This window comes from Mucilaginibacter sp. P25 (assembly GCF_050859465.1).
GTDB lineage: Bacteria > Bacteroidota > Bacteroidia > Sphingobacteriales > Sphingobacteriaceae > Mucilaginibacter > Mucilaginibacter gossypii.
The window spans coordinates 609804-628202 of the sequence record NZ_CP193937.1 but is presented as its reverse complement, the minus strand read 5'-3'; the positions used below and the strand labels follow the sequence as shown (position 1 = coordinate 628202).

General features: G+C 41.9%; 23 protein-coding genes. 14 read left to right on the top strand and 9 right to left on the bottom strand.

From position 1 onward, the window contains the following. Positions 1-2: 2 nt before the first annotated feature. The 8 genes from map to rplQ all read left to right on the top strand — a co-directional run bounded on the left by map (position 3) and on the right by rplQ (position 4752). Positions 3-794 (top strand): type I methionyl aminopeptidase, encoded by a 792-nt coding sequence (map, locus tag ACRQ5D_RS03255; protein WP_091165403.1) that lies wholly within the window; start codon positions 3-5, stop codon positions 792-794. Between the two features lie 64 nt (positions 795-858). After that, complete coding sequence (gene infA, locus ACRQ5D_RS03250) at positions 859-1077, top strand: translation initiation factor IF-1 (RefSeq protein WP_022833270.1); 219 nt, start codon at positions 859-861, stop codon at positions 1075-1077. Between the two features lie 4 nt (positions 1078-1081). Next, positions 1082-1198: a type B 50S ribosomal protein L36 gene (gene ykgO / locus ACRQ5D_RS03245; RefSeq protein ID WP_022833269.1), complete on the top strand. Its 117-nt coding sequence runs from the start codon at positions 1082-1084 to the stop codon at positions 1196-1198. A 90-nt stretch (positions 1199-1288) separates the two neighbouring features. Further along, positions 1289-1666, top strand: a complete 378-nt coding sequence (rpsM, locus tag ACRQ5D_RS03240) for a 30S ribosomal protein S13 (RefSeq protein WP_090529226.1) — start codon at positions 1289-1291, stop codon at positions 1664-1666. 142 nt (positions 1667-1808) lie between these two features. Then, positions 1809-2201: a 30S ribosomal protein S11 gene (gene rpsK / locus ACRQ5D_RS03235; protein WP_432328446.1), complete on the top strand. Its 393-nt coding sequence runs from the start codon at positions 1809-1811 to the stop codon at positions 2199-2201. 63 nt (positions 2202-2264) lie between these two features. Further along, positions 2265-2873: a 30S ribosomal protein S4 gene (gene rpsD, locus ACRQ5D_RS03230; protein WP_090529221.1), complete on the top strand. Its 609-nt coding sequence runs from the start codon at positions 2265-2267 to the stop codon at positions 2871-2873. 178 nt (positions 2874-3051) lie between these two features. Beyond that, a complete protein-coding gene (locus ACRQ5D_RS03225; RefSeq protein ID WP_090529218.1) occupies positions 3052-4044 on the top strand; it encodes a DNA-directed RNA polymerase subunit alpha in 993 nt (330 codons plus the stop codon). Positions 4045-4200: 156 nt separating this feature from the next. Then, positions 4201-4752: a 50S ribosomal protein L17 gene (gene rplQ, locus ACRQ5D_RS03220; RefSeq protein WP_091165413.1), complete on the top strand. Its 552-nt coding sequence runs from the start codon at positions 4201-4203 to the stop codon at positions 4750-4752. A 111-nt stretch (positions 4753-4863) separates the two neighbouring features. Here the strand turns inward: rplQ and ACRQ5D_RS03215 are convergent, their stop codons facing one another. From ACRQ5D_RS03215 to ACRQ5D_RS03195, 5 genes are all read right to left on the bottom strand, one after another. Continuing rightward, positions 4864-5358, bottom strand: a complete 495-nt coding sequence (locus ACRQ5D_RS03215) for a GNAT family N-acetyltransferase (RefSeq protein WP_176844425.1) — start codon at positions 5356-5358, stop codon at positions 4864-4866. A gap of 218 nt (positions 5359-5576) precedes the next feature. After that, positions 5577-5726 carry a hypothetical protein gene (locus ACRQ5D_RS03210; protein ID WP_176844426.1) on the bottom strand — a complete coding sequence of 50 codons (150 nt, stop codon included), beginning with the start codon at positions 5724-5726 and terminating at the stop codon, positions 5577-5579. Between the two features lie 21 nt (positions 5727-5747). Next, entirely contained in the window at positions 5748-5915 is a 168-nt protein-coding gene (locus ACRQ5D_RS03205; RefSeq protein WP_091166931.1) for a Txe/YoeB family addiction module toxin, read from the bottom strand. Positions 5916-5943: 28 nt separating this feature from the next. Next, positions 5944-6150: a DUF2683 family protein gene (locus ACRQ5D_RS03200; protein WP_091165417.1), complete on the bottom strand. Its 207-nt coding sequence runs from the start codon at positions 6148-6150 to the stop codon at positions 5944-5946. A 96-nt stretch (positions 6151-6246) separates the two neighbouring features. Further along, entirely contained in the window at positions 6247-6537 is a 291-nt protein-coding gene (locus ACRQ5D_RS03195) for a hypothetical protein (protein WP_091165420.1), read from the bottom strand. Positions 6538-6798: 261 nt separating this feature from the next. Here ACRQ5D_RS03195 and dnaK point away from each other — a divergent pair, with 261 nt between their 5' ends. The 5 genes from dnaK to ACRQ5D_RS03170 all read left to right on the top strand — a co-directional run bounded on the left by dnaK (position 6799) and on the right by ACRQ5D_RS03170 (position 13711). After that, the gene (dnaK, locus tag ACRQ5D_RS03190; protein ID WP_091165423.1) at positions 6799-8700 is read left to right on the top strand and encodes a molecular chaperone DnaK; all 1902 of its coding nucleotides are present in this window, start codon (positions 6799-6801) and stop codon (positions 8698-8700) included. 432 nt (positions 8701-9132) lie between these two features. Further along, positions 9133-11937: a leucine--tRNA ligase gene (leuS, locus tag ACRQ5D_RS03185; RefSeq protein WP_091165427.1), complete on the top strand. Its 2805-nt coding sequence runs from the start codon at positions 9133-9135 to the stop codon at positions 11935-11937. Positions 11938-12256: 319 nt separating this feature from the next. Next, positions 12257-12580 (top strand): hypothetical protein, encoded by a 324-nt coding sequence (locus ACRQ5D_RS03180; RefSeq protein WP_432328445.1) that lies wholly within the window; start codon positions 12257-12259, stop codon positions 12578-12580. Next, positions 12535-12747, top strand: coding sequence for a hypothetical protein (locus tag ACRQ5D_RS03175; protein WP_432328444.1), 213 nt, complete (start codon positions 12535-12537; stop codon positions 12745-12747). The genes ACRQ5D_RS03180 and ACRQ5D_RS03175 overlap by 46 nt, the downstream gene beginning before the upstream one ends. 31 nt (positions 12748-12778) lie before the next feature. Further along, on the top strand, positions 12779-13711 hold the full coding sequence (locus tag ACRQ5D_RS03170; protein WP_091165434.1) for a bestrophin family protein: 933 nt from the start codon (positions 12779-12781) through the stop codon (positions 13709-13711). Positions 13712-13753: 42 nt separating this feature from the next. On the opposite strand, the gene ACRQ5D_RS03165 is transcribed toward ACRQ5D_RS03170, so the two are convergent. Continuing rightward, positions 13754-13957, bottom strand: a complete 204-nt coding sequence (locus ACRQ5D_RS03165; protein WP_091165437.1) for a DNA-directed RNA polymerase subunit alpha C-terminal domain-containing protein — start codon at positions 13955-13957, stop codon at positions 13754-13756. A 269-nt stretch (positions 13958-14226) separates the two neighbouring features. On the opposite strand from ACRQ5D_RS03165, the gene ACRQ5D_RS03160 reads away from it, so the two are divergent. Next, a complete protein-coding gene (locus ACRQ5D_RS03160; protein ID WP_091165443.1) occupies positions 14227-14799 on the top strand; it encodes an REP-associated tyrosine transposase in 573 nt (190 codons plus the stop codon). 186 nt (positions 14800-14985) lie between these two features. Here the strand turns inward: ACRQ5D_RS03160 and ACRQ5D_RS03155 are convergent, their stop codons facing one another. The 3 genes from ACRQ5D_RS03155 to ACRQ5D_RS03145 form a co-directional block, all read right to left on the bottom strand. Beyond that, positions 14986-15939, bottom strand: a complete 954-nt coding sequence (locus tag ACRQ5D_RS03155; protein WP_090529188.1) for an acetyl-CoA carboxylase carboxyltransferase subunit alpha — start codon at positions 15937-15939, stop codon at positions 14986-14988. Between the two features lie 47 nt (positions 15940-15986). After that, entirely contained in the window at positions 15987-16490 is a 504-nt protein-coding gene (locus ACRQ5D_RS03150; protein WP_091165448.1) for a hypothetical protein, read from the bottom strand. A 319-nt stretch (positions 16491-16809) separates the two neighbouring features. After that, positions 16810-18393 carry a discoidin domain-containing protein gene (locus tag ACRQ5D_RS03145; protein WP_432328443.1) on the bottom strand — a complete coding sequence of 528 codons (1584 nt, stop codon included), beginning with the start codon at positions 18391-18393 and terminating at the stop codon, positions 16810-16812. Positions 18394-18399: the final 6 nt, after the last annotated feature.

The window sequence follows — 18399 nt, the reverse complement described above, 5'->3', positions numbered from 1 at the left end:
CAATGTCAAAAATCAATTATAAGTCTGTCGAAGAGATAGAACTCATAAGAGAAAGTTCTTTACTTGTTTCAAAAACACTCGGAGAGATAGCTAAGGTTATCGCTCCGGGTGTTAAAACAATTGAACTGGATAAGCTTGCCGAAACCTTTATACGGGACAACGGCGGTGTTCCTGCCTTTTTAAACTATCACGGATTTCCTTATTCACTGTGTATCTCCCTGAATGACCAGGTTGTACACGGCTTCCCCGGATCGCATGTTTTAACTGAGGGCGACCTGGTATCAGTTGATTGCGGCGTTGTTTTAAATAAATACTACGGCGACTCCGCTTATACCTTTGCCATTGGCGAGGTTAGCGATCAGGTTAAAAAGCTGATGCGTGTAACGCAGGAATGCTTAAAGCTGGGTGTTGAAAAAGCGGTTGTAGGGATGCGGGTAGGTGATATCGGATACGCGGTACAGGAGCATGCCGAAAAGAACGGCTTTGGTGTAGTAAAGGAACTTGTTGGCCATGGTGTAGGATTAAAGCTGCACGAAAAGCCCGAAGTACCTAACTATGGCAAACGCGGTGCTGGTATCAAACTGGAAGAAGGCATGGTGATAGCCATTGAGCCCATGATCAATGCCGGCCGTGCCGGTGTTAAGTTTTGGGATGATGGCTGGACAGTTTCAACATCTGACAAGAAACCTTCGGCACATTATGAGCATACAGTAGCGGTACGAAAAGGTACTCCGGACATTTTATCGACGTTTGATTACGTAGAAAATGTTTTAAAAGAAAAAAATAATAATTAAATAATTTTTTATTAATTTTGCATCCCGGTTTTAGGGCGGATAATTAAGTAATAATCAACAAAATATGGCTAAACAATCTTCGATTGAGCAAGACGGTACAATTAGAGAGGCATTGTCAAATGCAATGTTCAGAGTTGAACTTGAAAATGGTCATGAGATTATAGCGCACATATCGGGCAAAATGCGTATGCACTACATTAAAATTCTTCCTGGCGACAGGGTGAAGCTTGAAATGAGTCCATACGATTTAACAAAGGGTAGAATAACCTATAGATATAAATAAAAAGATGAAAGTTAGAGCATCCATCAAAAAGCGCAGCGCTGATTGCAAGATCATCCGCCGTAACGGGAAACTTTACGTTATTAACAAGAAGAACCCGAAGTTTAAACAACGCCAGGGCTAAGAACAATTACTGAATTGGAGAATGATTGAATTACTGATGATAGCGATTCGATAATTCAATAATTCGATAACTCAATAAATTACAAGAAATATGGCAAGGATATCAGGTATTGATTTACCAAAGAATAAAAGAGGAGAAATCGGACTTACTTACATTTTCGGTATTGGCCGCTCAACAGCTCAAAGAATTTTGACTGAGGCTGGTATTGATTTTAATATCAAAGTACAAGACTGGACCGATGAGCAATTATCTTCTATACGCGGAATTATTAACGACCAAATTAAGGTTGAAGGTGCATTACGTTCAGAAGTGCAGCTTAACATTAAGCGTTTGATGGATATTGGTTGTTACCGCGGTACACGTCACCGTAAAGGTTTACCATTACGTGGTCAGCGCACTAAAAACAACTCACGTACCCGTAAAGGTAAACGTAAAACAGTTGCTAACAAGAAAAAAGCTACTAAATAGTGATTGGTGCTTAGAGGTTAGAGATTGGTTAATTGCCGCTTGATAACCTTTAAATCATCAGGAATACCTCATTTTGACAGTATAATTAATGGGTCCGGATTATTCGTTAATTCAGTAATTCATTAATTCAAAAATTAAAAAAATGGCTAAAGCTAAAAAAGTAACCAAGAAACGCATTGTGATTGTTGAGCCGGTTGGCGAAGCACACATCAATGCTACTTTCAACAACATCATCATCACCCTTACCAACAAAACCGGCCAGGCAGTTTCATGGTCATCAGCTGGTAAAATGGGTTTCAAAGGTTCAAAAAAGAATACTCCTTACGCTGCCTCACAAGCTGCTGCCGATTGCGGTAAAGTTGCTTATGACTTAGGTTTACGTAAAGTTGAAGTATTTGTAAAAGGCCCAGGTGCCGGTCGTGAGTCAGCTATCCGTACTTTGCAAACTGCAGGTATCGAAGTAACTACGATTAAAGATATTACACCGCTTCCACACAACGGTTGCCGTCCTTCAAAAGAAGAAGAGTTTAATTAATATATTTTTTAAAGCTAAGATTCGGCAGCTGCAGGCTGCATGATACTTTAAGAACACACAAAAATGGCCAGATATACAGGACCAAAATCCAAAATTGCCCGTCGTTTCCGTGAGCCGATCTTCGGTCCGGACAAAGCGTTAGAACGTAAAAACTATCCTCCGGGCATGCACGGTGCTTCAAAACGTCGTGGAAAGCAATCAGAGTACTCTACTCAGTTGCAAGAGAAACAAAAAGTTAAATACACTTATGGTGTATTAGAGCGTCAGTTCGAAAACTTATTTCACCGTGCTTCTGCTAAAGAAGGTATCACAGGCGAAAACCTGTTGAAATTCCTGGAAGCTCGTTTAGATAACGCTGTTTTCCGTTTAGGTATTGCTCCTACACGTTCGGCAGCACGTCAATTGGTTAACCACAAACACATCACTGTTAACGGTGCTGTTGTGAACATCGCTTCATATGCATTGAAAGCTGGTGATGTGGTTGCAGTGCGTGAAAAATCTAAATCATTAGAGGCTATCACTACTTCAGTGGCCGGTAGAAGAATCAACAAATACAGCTGGTTAGAGTGGGATGCGAACAACCTTACAGGTAAATTCCTTAACTATCCTAACCGCGATGAGATCCCTGAAAACATCAAGGAAAACCTGATCGTCGAGTTGTACTCTAAATAAGATATGAGATATCAGATGTGAGATTTGAGAGTTTTTTCAAATCTCATTTCTGGTTTTCGTATATATGCAAATCACAAACAAAAGATTTGAATAAGCGTTTGAACAGCAGAGTAAATCTCACATCTCAAATCCCATATCTCAAATCAATTATCAAGTAAACAATAAATAAAGGATATAAATGGCAATTTTAGCATTTCAAAAACCAGACAAGGTTATCATGCAAAAAGCAAATGATTTTGATGGTACGTTTGAATTTCGTCCGTTAGAACCAGGTTTTGGTGTAACCATTGGTAATGCTCTGCGTCGTATCTTACTTTCATCACTTGAAGGTTATGCAATTACTTCTGTTCGTTTTTCGGGAGTAACTCATGAATTTTCAACCATCAAAGGTGTTGTTGAAGACGTAACCGAGATCATCCTGAACCTTAAACAAGTTCGTTTTAAGAAAACAGGTGAATCTGGCGACAGCGAGAAAATATTTGTTATTGTAAATGGCCAGGATGCATTTAAAGCAGGAGATATCACCAAATTCTCTAACAACTTTACTGTATTAAATCCTGATTTGGTACTTTGCAATATGGATCCGGCTGTAACGCTTGAAGTTGAGCTTACTGTAGGCAAGGGCCGTGGTTACGTACCAAGCGAGGAAAATAAAAATCCTGACGCTAACGTAGGTGTGATCGCTATCGACTCGATCTATACGCCGATCAAAAACGTAAAATATACCATCGAAAACTATCGTGTTGAGCAAAAAACCGACTATGAGAAATTAGTATTGGATATTGCTACCGATGGTTCGATCCACCCTGAAGATGCTTTGAAAGAAGCAGCGAAAATCCTGATCCAGCATTTTATGCTGTTCAGCGATGAAAACATGATGCTTGAAGCACAAGCTAAAGAAGAAACCAAAGAAGTGGATGAAGAGATACTGCATATGCGCAAGATCCTTAAAACCGAACTGGTTGATCTTGACCTTTCTGTACGTGCCCTTAACTGCCTTAAAGCTGCTGATATCCGCAGCCTTGCTGACCTGGTATCGTACGATGTTGCTGACATGTTAAAATTCAGGAACTTTGGTAAGAAATCGTTAACTGAAATCCAGGACCTGGTTAAATCAAAAGGTTTATCTTTTGGCATGAACCTGTCTAAATTTAAGTTAGACGAAGAATAAGAAAGAAGCAAGACGGTGAGAAGCAAGAATCAGGAATTTTATATCTTGACTCTTGATTTCTTGGCTCTTGATTCTTGTTGCAAACATTAAGCGAAAGCATAATTCCGAGGGCTTGAGCCTATCGCCCAACGGTATGCACGTGAAATATATAAAACAATGAGACACGGAAACAAAAACAATCACTTAGGCCGTACTACCAGCCACCGCAAAGCGATGCTGGCTAACATGGCATCTTCGCTTATTTTACACAAGCGTATCACTACAACATTAGCAAAAGCAAAAGTTTTACGCGGTTATGTTGAGCCACTTTTAACAAAATCAAAAAACGATACTACGCACTCACGTCGTACAGTATTCAGCTACCTGCAGGATAAAGACGCTACATCAATCGTTTTTCGCGAAATCGCTGAAAAAATTGCTAACCGTCCGGGTGGTTACACCCGTATCATCAAGTTAGAAAACCGTTTAGGCGATAACGCTGAAATGGCAATCATCGAGCTTGTTGATTACAACACTGTTTACGGTGCTGACGCTGCTGTTCCTGCTAAGAAATCAACCCGTCGTCGTGGTGGTTCTGGTGCAAAAGCTAAAACTGCTGCTCCTGTAGCTGCAGAAGAAGCTGTAGTAGTTGAAGACGTTAAAGAAGAGCCGGCTGCTGAGGCACCTGCACCTTCTGAAAACGAAGAGAACGCTGAAAAAGGCGAATAATTAATTATTCGGTTTAACAGATACTAAAACGGCACTGATCTATGATCGGTGCCGTTTTTTTATGTAATTGACTGCCGTTTTAGGTAAAATCATGGTGATTCCCTGATCTGTTTACTCGCGGTTCAGGCTATAAGTCAATAAGCATTCAACTTCATTCATTAAAGTGAAACCGCACTTTTCCAATATCCTTCGTGATGGCAGGTTATCTGCATAGGTGCGCACTATGATAGCTTTTACAAATTCATGTGTAAATGCCCATTGCGAAAGTAATTGTAAAGCTTCTGTAGCATAACCTTTGTTATGCTGGTTGGCGTCGATCATATAACCAATCTCCGCTTCGCCGGCATCATTAGGATAACCGGCAAAGCCAATGCCGCCAATGACGGTATTGGTGCTTTTAAGAACAATCTCCCAGCCGGTATACCATTGGTATTTATCAGGAAAGGCGAGCGTATTAGGTAGCCAGAAACTATCGAAGGCATCATCAATTTCTTTGATATATAACGGATCGATCAGCATAGCTGAAGGTGTTAAGCCTAATGATAGCTCCAGCAGCTTACGGTTTTGTTTAAGCAATAATAATTGCGCGTGTGTTAACGGTATCATCTTTAACCGTTGTGATTGGATAAAATACATTTAATGTTGGAATTAAATAACAATAAAAAACCAGTTCGCTTTTTTAAAGTGAAGGTACAGCCGGTATGCTATGGCTGTTTGTTAAGCAATTCCAGGCATTAGGATAAGCCTGTTTGGTTTGTTAGGTAACAGAGGCGTTTGTTTGATTAGGGTAAATGTAAGGGATTTAGTTGAAAATCCACGGCATTTTATAAAACCGAAAAGTGCGTTAGGGATAGTAGCGGATACCGGCCATAAGCGTAAGGCCTGCAGGCGTATGAGCGGATAGCCCGGCCGCAGGCAACGCCCATATCAGTTGGCAGTTTTGAGTAGGCAGTTTGCAGTTGATGATCACACATTATAGCAGCGTAATTAAATGATTAGGCGTAATGCCCTTTTAAGGAATAAATAATAATACTATTGTCTATCACTTCGTAGATGATGCGATGCTGGTTATCAATTCGCCTTGACCATTTACCCGAATATTCATGTTTTAATGGCTCCGGTTTGCCAATACCAATAAATGGTGATTCTTTTTTAAGAAAAATCTAATATCTTCTTTAGCAGTGTCGGTTATTACAAGTTCCATATATCGGCAGGTGTTATTTGTGTAGTTCTACCGGCCTTTAAATCATCTTCACTTTGCTTCATTTTATTTACAAAATCCTTATTATAGGCTTTTTCGCCTTTTTCGGTTTTGTAATCAACTTTAAGAGCTTTCATAATTGCTTTTAATGCAGCTAACTGCTCTTTATCCTTCGGCAGTACAATCAATGTCTCCATATACAAATTTACACTTTATTAAATACAAATTTTGAAAGTGATTGTTGAATAAAAAGTTAATTGATAAAATAAAACTTTGCTATGTAAACGCTATCCTCACTCATCAATATAAAACTTGATATCATTAAAGCGGCTGCGCCCTTCGCGTACAAAGTTGCCATCGATATTGTAGAGTACATCGCCAAAGAGACTACGGCCTTTCCTGATCAGGTTATCGTCAAGGTTACAAACCACATCGCCAAACATTCCCTGACCCTTTTTTACTATTTTGCCATCTATGGTATATAATATGTCGCCAAACCGGCCCTGACCTTTTCGCACATAGCTGCCATCGATGGTGTATAGTACGGTACCGAATTTATTATTACCCTCCCTGATGTATTTCATGATTGATACCTGTGAATTAAAGTTTCAAGTTAGTCGATATACTGCCAATTAGCAAACCACGCAATAACCTTTTGTCTTTTAACTTTCGCCTTTAACCTAAAACGGTCCTGCCAACCTGTCATCACAAAGTAAGCTATTCTGCCGCCTTGTTCATGAACTGACAATTACAGGCAATTTTTACTGCCATTGGCATATTGGCACAGGCATTGATAAACAGCAATGGTAAGTAAACAATAAATCAAAAAGAAAAAACAATCATATATGTCTAAAATAATTGGAATCGACTTAGGAACAACAAACTCCTGCGTTGCTGTAATGGAAGGTAACGAGCCTGTTGTTATAGCTAACAGCGAGGGTAAACGTACTACGCCGTCTGTAGTAGCTTTTATTGATAATGGCGAACGTAAAGTTGGTGATCCTGCAAAACGTCAGGCTATTACAAACCCTACAAAAACCATTTCGTCAATTAAACGCTTTATGGGTAACCAGTTTAACGAAGTTACAAGTGAAGCGGCACGTGTACCTTATAAAGTAGTTAAAGGCGACAATAACACTCCTCGTGTTGAAATTGGCGACCGTAAATATACCCCGCAAGAAATTTCTGCAATGATCCTTCAGAAAATGAAGAAAACTGCCGAAGATTTCTTAGGTACCGAAGTAACCGAAGCGGTTATTACCGTTCCTGCTTACTTTAACGACGCTCAGCGCCAGGCAACTAAAGAAGCCGGTGAAATTGCTGGTTTAAAAGTACGCCGTATCATTAACGAACCTACTGCTGCTGCATTAGCTTACGGTTTTGATAAAGCTCATAAAGATATGAAGATTGTTGTGTTTGACTGCGGTGGCGGTACTCATGACGTATCTGTATTGGAATTGGGCGACGGTGTATTTGAAGTGAAAGCTACCGATGGTGATACTCACTTAGGTGGTGACGACTTTGATCAGGTAATTATTGACTGGTTAGCCGACGAGTTTAAAAACGACGAAGGTTTAGACCTGCGTAAAGACCCAATGGCTTTACAACGTTTAAAAGAATCGGCTGAGAAAGCTAAAATTGAGTTATCAAGCTCTGCTCAAACTGAAGTTAACCTGCCATACATTACTGCAGTTGACGGTATGCCTAAGCACTTAGTTAAAACATTAACTCGTGCTAAATTTGAGCAATTAGCTGATAGCCTGATCAAACGTACTATTGAGCCTTGTAAATCAGCTTTGAAAAATGCCGGTTTAAGCACTTCTGATATCGACGAAGTGATTTTGGTAGGTGGTTCAACCCGTATCCCTGCTATCCAGGAAGCTGTACAAAAATTCTTTGGCAAAGCTCCTTCAAAAGGTGTTAACCCTGATGAAGTTGTTGCTATCGGTGCTGCTATCCAGGGTGGTGTATTAACCGGTGAGGTTAAGGATGTGTTATTGCTTGACGTTACCCCGCTTTCATTAGGTATCGAAACAATGGGTGGTGTAATGACTAAATTAATTGAGTCAAACACTACTATCCCTACTAAAAAATCTGAAACGTTCTCAACCGCCAGCGACAGCCAGCCTTCAGTTGAGATCCACATATTACAAGGTGAGCGCCCAATGGCTGCGGGTAACCGTACTATAGGTCGTTTCCACCTGGATGGCATTCCGCCAGCACCTCGTGGCGTACCACAAATCGAAGTTACTTTCGATATTGATGCTAATGGTATCCTGCACGTATCTGCAAAAGATAAAGCTACAGGTAAAGAGCAAAAAATCCGTATCGAAGCTTCTTCAGGTTTAACTGATGCCGAGATCAAAAAGATGAAGGACGAAGCTGAGGCTAATGCTGATGCTGACAAAAAGGCAAAAGAAGAAGTTGAAAAACTGAATGCTGCCGATGCCCTGATCTTCTCGACTGAAAAACAACTGAAAGAGTACGGCGATAAGATCCCTGCTGATAAAAAAGCTCCTATCGAAGCTGGCTTAGCTAAATTGAAAGAAGCTTATTCAGCTAAAAACTTTGACGCTATCGAAGCTGCACAAACCGAGCTTAACACTGCCTGGACTGCTGCATCTGAAGATATGTACAAAGCTTCTGCCGAAGGTGCTCAAGGTCAGCCAGGTGCCGGTGATAACGGTGCAGGCGCGCAAGACAACTCTGACACCGTTACAGATGTTGATTTTGAAGAAGTGAAATAATTAATTTTGTTTCGATAATAATTAAGTCCGGTTTGGTTAATTCCAGACCGGGCTTTTTTTGTGGGGAGATATTGCCTGGTTGCAGAGTAGGAGGGACCTGCGGGGCCATAACTGATCATAATGTAAAGCAACGTAAGGCCCAGCTGCGCTACGTATTTATAGCCCCGTAAATACCTAAGAGCACTACACTAAAATCTGTAAACTTTTTTAGGACGAGACATAAAGAGCGGTTTTAACTCCGGAGATTCATCCTGTTGAAATTTTAGATTGATTAATTTGTGCCTTAACCTAAATATGCAAAAGCTCCTGATGGGACGAACACCAAAGCAAATTGTTTAAAAAGACGCCATTAACCCTCAACTAATCCATTAATAACTACTAAACTAATAGGGAAATGCTTAATTTCGCAACCTCATAAGCGTAAAACATAAAATGGACTACCAATTTAAAGAGATAGAGCAAAAGTGGCAGCAGTTTTGGGCACAAAACCAAACCTTCAAAGCCGAAGACAAAAGCAGTAAGCCCAAATATTATGTGCTGGATATGTTCCCTTATCCGTCTGGGGCCGGCCTGCACGTTGGGCACCCGCTGGGCTATATCGCTTCTGATATTTTTGCACGCTACAAACGCTTAAAAGGCTTTAACGTATTGCACCCTATGGGCTATGATAGCTTTGGTCTGCCGGCCGAGCAATACGCCATACAAACCGGGCAGCACCCTGCTATAACTACCGAAGATAATATTGCTACATATCGCCGCCAGTTGGACCAGATCGGCTTTTCGTTCGACTGGAGCCGCGAGGTGCGTACCAGCTCTCCCGATTATTATAAATGGACCCAATGGATCTTCATGCAGTTGTTTAACAGCTGGTATAATAAAGATGCCGACAAAGCCCAGTCAATTGATCAGCTGGTTGCACATTTTGAAACAAAAGGTTCTGCCGGTATTAATGCCGTTTGTGATGATGAAATTTTAAGTTTTACTGCCGATGAGTGGAAAGCGTTCAGCAACCAGCAACAGCAGGACGAACTGTTAAAATACCGCCTTACCTACCTGCGCGAAAGTACCGTAAACTGGTGCCCTGCCCTTGGTACTGTATTGGCCAATGATGAGGTAAAAGACGGCTTTAGCGAGCGTGGCGGCTACCCCGTTGAACAAAAGAAAATGACCCAATGGAGCATGCGCATTACCGCATACGCCGAAAGGTTATTGCAAGGCCTTGATACTATCGACTGGCCAGAGCCTTTGAAAGAAATGCAAAGGAACTGGATTGGTAAAAGTACTGGTGCTTCAGTTAAATTCCCGATAGATAAATCAGGTCATAACGCTGCTCTGGGTACCGATTTTATCGAAGTGTTTACCACAAGGGTTGATACTATTTTCGGTGTCACCTTCTTGGTAATTGCTCCTGAGCATGAATTAGTTTCTGCATTAACTACACCTGAGCAAAAGGCAGAAATTGAAGCTTACATTACTCAAACCAAAAAGAAATCGGAGCTTGACAGGATGGCTGATGCCAAGACTGTATCAGGCGCATTTACCGGTAGCTATGTGCTTAACCCGCTGAACGGGCAGCAAATTCCAATCTGGATTGCTGATTATGTTTTGGCCGGATACGGAACAGGCGCGGTTATGGCCGTACCATCAGGCGATCAGCGCGATTACCTTTTCGCAAAGCATTTTAATTTGCCTGTAGTGCAGATTCTCGATATTCAAAACATTGAAACAGAAGCCGATCCAACCAAGGAAGGGACTTATATTAACTCTGATTTTATTAATGGCCTGGCTTACAAAGAAGCAACTGCCGCGGTGGTTGCCAAACTGGAAGAGATCAATGCCGGTAAAGCCAAAGTTAACTTCAGGATGCGCGATGCTATTTTCGGCCGCCAACGTTACTGGGGCGAGCCGGTGCCGGTTTACTTTAAAGAGGGTTTACCTCATTTAATTAATGAAAGCCACTTGCCATTACTATTGCCCGAAATTGATAAATATCTCCCTACCGAAACCGGCGAACCGCCGTTAGGACGTGCAGAGGATTGGAAATATGAAGGTGGTTTGCCTTACGAGCTAAGCACCATGCCGGGTTGGGCTGGCTCAAGCTGGTACTGGTACCGTTATATGGATGCCAAAAACGATAAGGAGTTCGCATCGCGCGAAGCTATTGAATACTGGAAAGACGTTGATTTGTACATCGGCGGCAGTGAACATGCAACCGGTCACCTGTTGTACAGCCGTTTCTGGAACAAGTTTTTGAAAGACCTTGACCTTGTTGTTGAGGAAGAACCCTTCAAAAAATTGATCAACCAGGGCATGATCCAGGGCCGCAGTAATTTTGTTTACAGGCTGATTGACGAGGAAGGCCGCGGAACAAATACTTTGGTATCGCACGGTTTAATTAAACAATACAAAACCTCGCCATTACATGTGGATGTAAACATTGTTGAGAACGAGATCCTGAACATCGAGAAATTCAAACAATGGCGACCAGAGTTTACTGACGCAGAATTTGTATTGGAAGGCGGCAAATACATCTGCGGTGTTGAAGTTGAAAAGATGTCGAAATCCAAGTTCAATGTGGTGAACCCGGATGATATCATCAGCCGTTTCGGTGCCGATACCTTACGGATGTATGAGATGTTCTTAGGCCCGCTGGAGCAGAGCAAACCGTGGAATACCAATGGTATTGAGGGTGTTTTCAAATTCCTGCGTAAATTCTGGAGGTTATTCCATAATGATGCCTGGGAGTTTGGCGTAAACAATGCCGCTCCGTCAAAAGCTGAGTTGAAATCATTGCATAAGATCATAAAAAAGGTTGAAGAAGATATCGAGCGTTTCTCGTTCAATACTTCGGTATCCAGCTTCATGATCGCTGTTAATGAATTAACCGATTTGAAATGCAACAACCGTGCGATATTGCAGGATATGGTGATCATCCTGTCGCCTTATGCGCCGCACATTTGCGAGGAGCTTTGGTCGTTATTGGGTAATGCTGATGGTACTTTATCATATGCACCATTCCCTAAATTTAATGCCGAGTATTTGGTTGAAGATGAGTTTGCTTACCCAATCTCAATCAACGGTAAAATGAAAATGAACCTAAGCATCTCGTTAAGCCTTGATGTTAAAGAAATAGAAGCCTTTGTTTTGGCTAATGCCGATGTACAAAAATACCTGGATGGTAAAACCCCTAAAAAACTGATTGTAGTAAAAGGCAGGATTGTGAATATGGTGGTTTAAACCCTCTCCACCCCTTAAGGGGGTACTTTTAGAAATCCCAACCCTGGTTTTGGAACGCAAGGCCAGGGCTTTTTTATTGCCTGAAATAAAGATGTCAAATCCGAAACACTTCGAAAGGCGGAAACGGGCGATGAAGGGGTAAGAAATGTTATCCGCCTTGTATAGCCTCTCTATCGCCCCAACGTACAAACATCCCGTGCTCCATCGATGACATCCTGAAAATTCTAATCACATTCTAATTTCTTTCTTAAACCGTTTTAATGCCTGGTACCGACTATTGTATCAACAAACAGTAGTAAACACAAAAAAAGGTATCATCATGAAAACATTAAACATTATCATCCCGTCTGATTTCACCTTATCATCATTAAACATTATACCTGTTTTAGCAGAGCGCTATCCGGATCAAAAGCTCAACATATCGTTCGTTCATTTCCTGCAATTGTCCGACTCTATATCCGATCTGTTATTATTATCCCGCAGGAGCAGGGAATACCAGCTCATCAGCGATGAATTTTACGCCGGTTGCACTATGCTGAAGAATGACTATGCAGACCAGATAGAAAACATCATCCCCGACTTTTTTATGGCAACACAGTGGCTGTATTTAAAAACTATCTGGAAGAAAAAGAGGCAGGCCTGATTGCCATGCCCGAAAGTCACAACTATGCAAGGTTAACACCAAACAGTTTTGACCCTACCATACTGATGCAACGGAGCGGGTATAAAATAATTACCCTTAAAGCTAAAGTTAAACAGCCTTTAACCATCGTCAATGCCGAAGCAGAGCATGAGCTGCTGGAGGTTTAATATTTACTAAAATCATTTAAAACAACTATCTATGTTACTAAAAGAAAATATCCCGGTAAAATATGTGGTGGGCAAAATAAAGCATGAATTGTTACTGGTTGCCGTGTATGCTGTAGCTATAGCTTTATTCCATCGCTTTTTGCCTGAGTACCGCATTTCAATCCCAATTGCTGTGCCAGCCATATTGGCTACAATCATATCCTTGTTGCTGGCATTTCGCTCAAACCAGGCCTACGATCGATGGTGGGAAGCCCGGAGCATTTGGGGAGCTATAGTGAACGATTCAAGATCGCTGGTTCGCGAGTTGATCACGTTTTTAGATGGCGATAACGCCGTATGTGAAGAAATAGAAGGTTTCAAAAAACGATTTGTTTACAGGCAGATAGCATGGTGCCATGGCTTAAGCCAATCATTACGTAAGCAAGATCCCTATGCTAAAAACGCCCACCTGCTGGTTGACGAAGAGGTGAAATTCACTCATCGTTTTACAAACATGCCCAACAGCTTGTTAAAACTGCACGGGCTTGACCTAAAACTGGCTTATAAAAATGGGTGGCTTAATGATTACCAGCAAGTGCAGATAGATGGCACGCTTAACCGCCTGTGCGATGCTATGGGCAAATGCGAGCGGATCAAGAACACGGTATTCCCGGTTACATACAGCTTATACATCCATTTTTGCCTGTACCTGTTTATCATATTGCTGCCATTTGGCCTCATCGAATTCTTCGGCATGTTTGAAGTACCGCTGATCATAGCTATAGCAGCAGCATTTTTACTGGTAGAGAAAATGGCCATCCACCTGCAGGACCCATTTGAGAACAAACCAACAGACACCCCAACAACTGCCATATCGCAAACTATTGAACGCGACTTAAAGCAGATGCTTAACGATAAACATGAGAGTGAAAAGGCGCCGGTGCAAACTGCCGCCGCTAAAGCAAACGTATATTATATACTGTAAGCTTTATACCCCTGTGCGGGAAGGCACAGGGGTTCACTTATTTTATTCCCTAAAGCCTAAACCTTTTTCTTTCATCTTCTCCTTCACTATCGGCACCGAACTTTTGCCTACACCGTGAAAATGCAAAAACTCTTTCTCGGTAAGTTTTGATAATTCAAGCAATGACGTGATACCGGCATTAGCCAGCGCTCGCCGTGCAGGATTACCCAGTTTACCAAAAGGACTATTTGATTCTTCAGTCTTCATAATGAATGCTTTAATTGATGATCAAATTTAACATCAAACTACCTTTTGCGTGCGGGGCATTTGCGACTATTGAGGGGGTGGGATTCTTGAGCTTATTCCTTGCGCTCGTTTGCAACTTTATAAAACAGAGAAAACATGTCATTGCGAGCGCAGCGCGGCAATCGCAGGGAAGCATAGCCGCACTCCTTGCGCTCGTTTGTAACGAGCGCTTAATATGGTTTTGCGATTGTATCGCACGATCACTAATTTAGTCTAAACCATTATTCACAATGTCAGATCAATACAGAGTAAGAAACCCAGAAGAAATACATTTCGTTACTTTTACTATTGTGGACTGGATTGATGTTTTTATCAGGCCATCCTACAAGCAATTTATTATCGATTCTCTTATTTACTGTCAAAAAAATAAAAGTTTAGAGATATACGCTTTCTGCCTGATGACAAACCACCTCCATCTATTGGTGTCGGCAAAGCATCCTGTAAGATTACCCGATATTATTCGGGATTTTAAAAAACATACCAACAAACAAATCATTAAACTAATAAAAGAAGAGAATGAAAGCCGGAGGGATTGGATGTTATATCGCTTTCAATATAATGCAAGGTTTGATGATCGAATACAAAATTATAAAGTTTGGCAGGATGGCTATCATTCAATTGAGTGCGACCGGGAAGACATACTTTTTCAGAAGTTGGATTATATTCACGACAATCCTGTACGGGCAGAAATAGTAAGCTATCCTGAACATTACATATATAGTTCGGCAGTGAACTATGCAGGAGAGCAGGGTTTGTTAGAAGTAACATTGTTGGAGAGAGGCTTTATGTCTATAAAATTTTAGTTTGCTTACGTTATAAACGTAAGCCCATATTAAGCGCTCGTTGCAAACGAGCGCAAGAAGTAGCACAAGATGGTGTAGTAACAAAACAAAAAGAGCCACCTCTACGGTAGCTCTTTTATTTCTTGTTTCTTGCGCTCGTTTATAACGAGCGCTTAATATGGTTTAGCGATTGCATCGCGATACTTTCTATTCATTAACCACACCCATTGAGCAGAATTTATCAATACGCTCGGCCACAAGCTCATCAATATTGCGCTCTTTAAGGGTTTTCAAGTCTTTTAATAATTGTTTTTTCAGAATACCGGCCATAGCAACCGGGTCTTGATGGGCACCGCCAAGGGGTTCTTTGATCACCCCGTCAATCAGCTTGTTCTTAAACATTTCTGTCGAGGTTAGTTTAAGTACTTCGGCAGCACGCTCTTTATTTTCCCAGGTTTTCCAGAGAATGGTTGAGCAGTTTTCGGGAGAGATCACTGAATACCATGAGTTGTCCAGCATCAGTACCCTATCGCCAATACCAATACCCAATGCGCCGCCCGATGCACCTTCGCCAATAATAACACAGATCACCGGCACTTTCAGCACTGCCATTTCGAGCAGGTTACGGGCAATGGCTTCACCTTGTCCGCGCTCTTCGGCCTCTAAACCCGGATAAGCTCCCGGAGTATCAATTAAAGTAACAACGGGCTTGTTGAATTTTTCGGCCATTTTCATTAGCCTTAAGGCTTTACGATAACCTTCCGGATTAGCCATACCGAAGTTACGGTACTGGCGCTCTTTAGTGTTACGGCCCTTTTGATGGCCGATAAACATTACTGTTTGGCCATTCAGCGTACCAAAACCACCAATTATTGCTTTATCATCACCTACGGTACGGTCGCCATGCAGTTCAATAAAATCATCACACATCAGCTCAATGTACTGCAAGGTGTAAGGCCTTTCGGGATGACGCGAAATTTGTACTTTTTGCCAGCCTGTGAGGTTGCTGTATATATCTTTTTTGGCTTCTTCCAGCTTTCCTTCCAGCTCGGCAACAGTTGCCGACATGTCGAGTTTGTTTTTTTCCTCAACCTGCTTTACCTTCTCTATTTGCTGCTGTAACTCAGCCAGTGGTTTTTCAAAATCAAACGTAATCTTCATACACTTTATTTGGAGGCGCTAAATTAAGCAAATCAAACGGGATATTTTCAATTATGAGCAGTGAGTGTTTCCAACTTCGTGATTTGCTGAGGGGCCAATGCATTGCCGGTGCTTAAACAGGCCTGCAAAATGGCATTCCTGAGCTCTCCGTAATACAAACCCGAGCGGTTGGCGTAAAAGATAACGCTGCCATTATCCGTCCCTTTTCTCATCAGTTTATCAAGTGTGGTTTCGTTGGTAACTATAAAATTGCCCATTTCTACCCGTTTGCGGTGCAGTTCGGCAGCAATGGCCGTAATTTTGGTCAGCTGAACAGGGCTCAGGCTTAGTTCTTTTTTAAACTTCAGCGCTGCATCGGGCATGGGATAATGATTAAGCCGGGCAACCTGTTCAATATCGTCAAACAAATACTCACCGGTAATCAGTTGGGTAAACTTTTTGTTGCTCAGGGTTTTTATGGGCGATTTTTTCAGCGTACTATCGGCTTGCTGGGCTTTGGCAGCAATGCTGAACATTAAGGTTATAAGGAGGGTGAGGATGGTTTTTAGCATAAGGGGGATTCAGTATCTTATGTTTAAATAAAATATTCATTGCCGTTGGTTTTAACCAACGGTAAAAGAGCTAAAAGTTCCTGGCTTTAGCCAAACTATGTAAGCGGATTTGGGCTGAAGCCCCTTTTCTGCTACCTATTACTATTACCCCGTTGGTTAAAACCAACGGCAATGAACTGTCTACCTGCAAACTGTATTTATCAAATTTAAAAATATTTTATGTAGAGGCACATAATTAAGTCTCCAGTAAGATAAAACGCATTGAATGAGTGTACGGGAGACGCAATTATGCGTACCTACATTAAAAGGAATATTAACACTACTCTACCTTTACAACTTTTGTCCGCGCCGAAATTCCGTTTTCATTAAACGCTTCTATTTGAAAATAGTATGGCAGGCTTTTATCCATCCCATTAAAATAGTATTCGTTACGGCCGTAAACAATCATGTTGTTGTACAATTTATCGGGTGCTATGCCGAAGTAAATGGTGTAGCCGGTGGCATTATCGTTTGGCTTCCATTTAAGCCAGGCATTGCGGCGTTCGCTGTCGCCACGCAGTATAATCAGGTTTTGAACGGTATCGGGTTTTGCACCTGCACCTTTACCAAACACCCTTAATCCAGATATTGCAAATTTGCCTGTAGGCATGTGCAGATTAACCATTTTTATGTAACGCGCTTTGACAGGGTTTTTAAGCTCGATATAATCGTGCGGCACATCTTTACGGTTTTTGCTTTTGTCGATAAGGGGCTGCCATGTTTTGCCGTTAACTGACGAATAAACGATATATTGGTGATACACACCTAATGATTTGCCCGTAAACATGGCATCCTGATCGGCATAGTTAATTTGGATGGCATTTACAGTGCTGATCCCGCCGAGATCAGTTTTAAGCCATTCGCCTTTATTGGCTGTTTTGGCGCTCCAATAAGTTTTAATGTCTTCATCAACAGCATTATTGGCAGTATAAGCGCCCAGGGTTGATGAAACCTCTACAGGTTTATTATAATTAAGGATCATCCAGCCGGTAAAATTACTTTTCAGATGGTCTTCGGGGCCGCTGGATAAATAGTGCGGATAATCGCCATAAGCGGTATTGCTGTACAGTACGCCATCCTTATCAAACCCGGCAGGCCAGAAGCCAATGCGGCGTTCAAAGTTGTTTTTCACCGAGATGCCCATCGTGCTGATATGCCAGTAATTGCCATATTTATCGGCCCAGGTAGCGCCATGCCCTGCACCTTTGGCAAAGCCTCCGGGCTTGTATGAAAAAGGGTTATGCTTTTGATAGGTGAAAGGCCCCAGCGGATGATCGCCCACAAAAACACCGTCGCCATAGCCACTTTGCTCGGTACCTGGTGCGCCAAACTGCAAATAGTATTTGCCTTTATACTTGTTCATCCACGAGCCTTCTATAAATGGCAGCAGAAACACATTATCGTTATGCTCGCCAAAACGTTCCCAGCCATGCTCTTCGGGATTAAGCTTAACCATTTCTTTTTTAGGTCCGATGGGTTCAAAGGTATGCCTCTCAATCTCCTGCCCGTAAAGCGGCAGTGTATTGCTGGAACCATGGTAAATATAAACCCGGCCGTCATCGTCAGCAAACATACCCGGGTCCCAGGCGCCAACTTTAAAATAGTCTTTAGCGGCTTTCCAATCATCATGCGTTGGGTTGGTGCTCATCCACAGGGTAAAATCCTTATTATAGGTCGATCCGATCACCAGCAGGGTATCGCCCAAAACCAGCGTGGCAGGAGCACAAAGTTCGTCTCCCTTTACTTCGTTATATGGGCGAACAAATTTGCGGTAAACAAAATTCCAGTTCAGCATGTCATCGCTCCACCAGTATCCGAATTGGTTGGTGGAGAACAAATAATACTTACCTTTAAACAACGTCATGGTCGG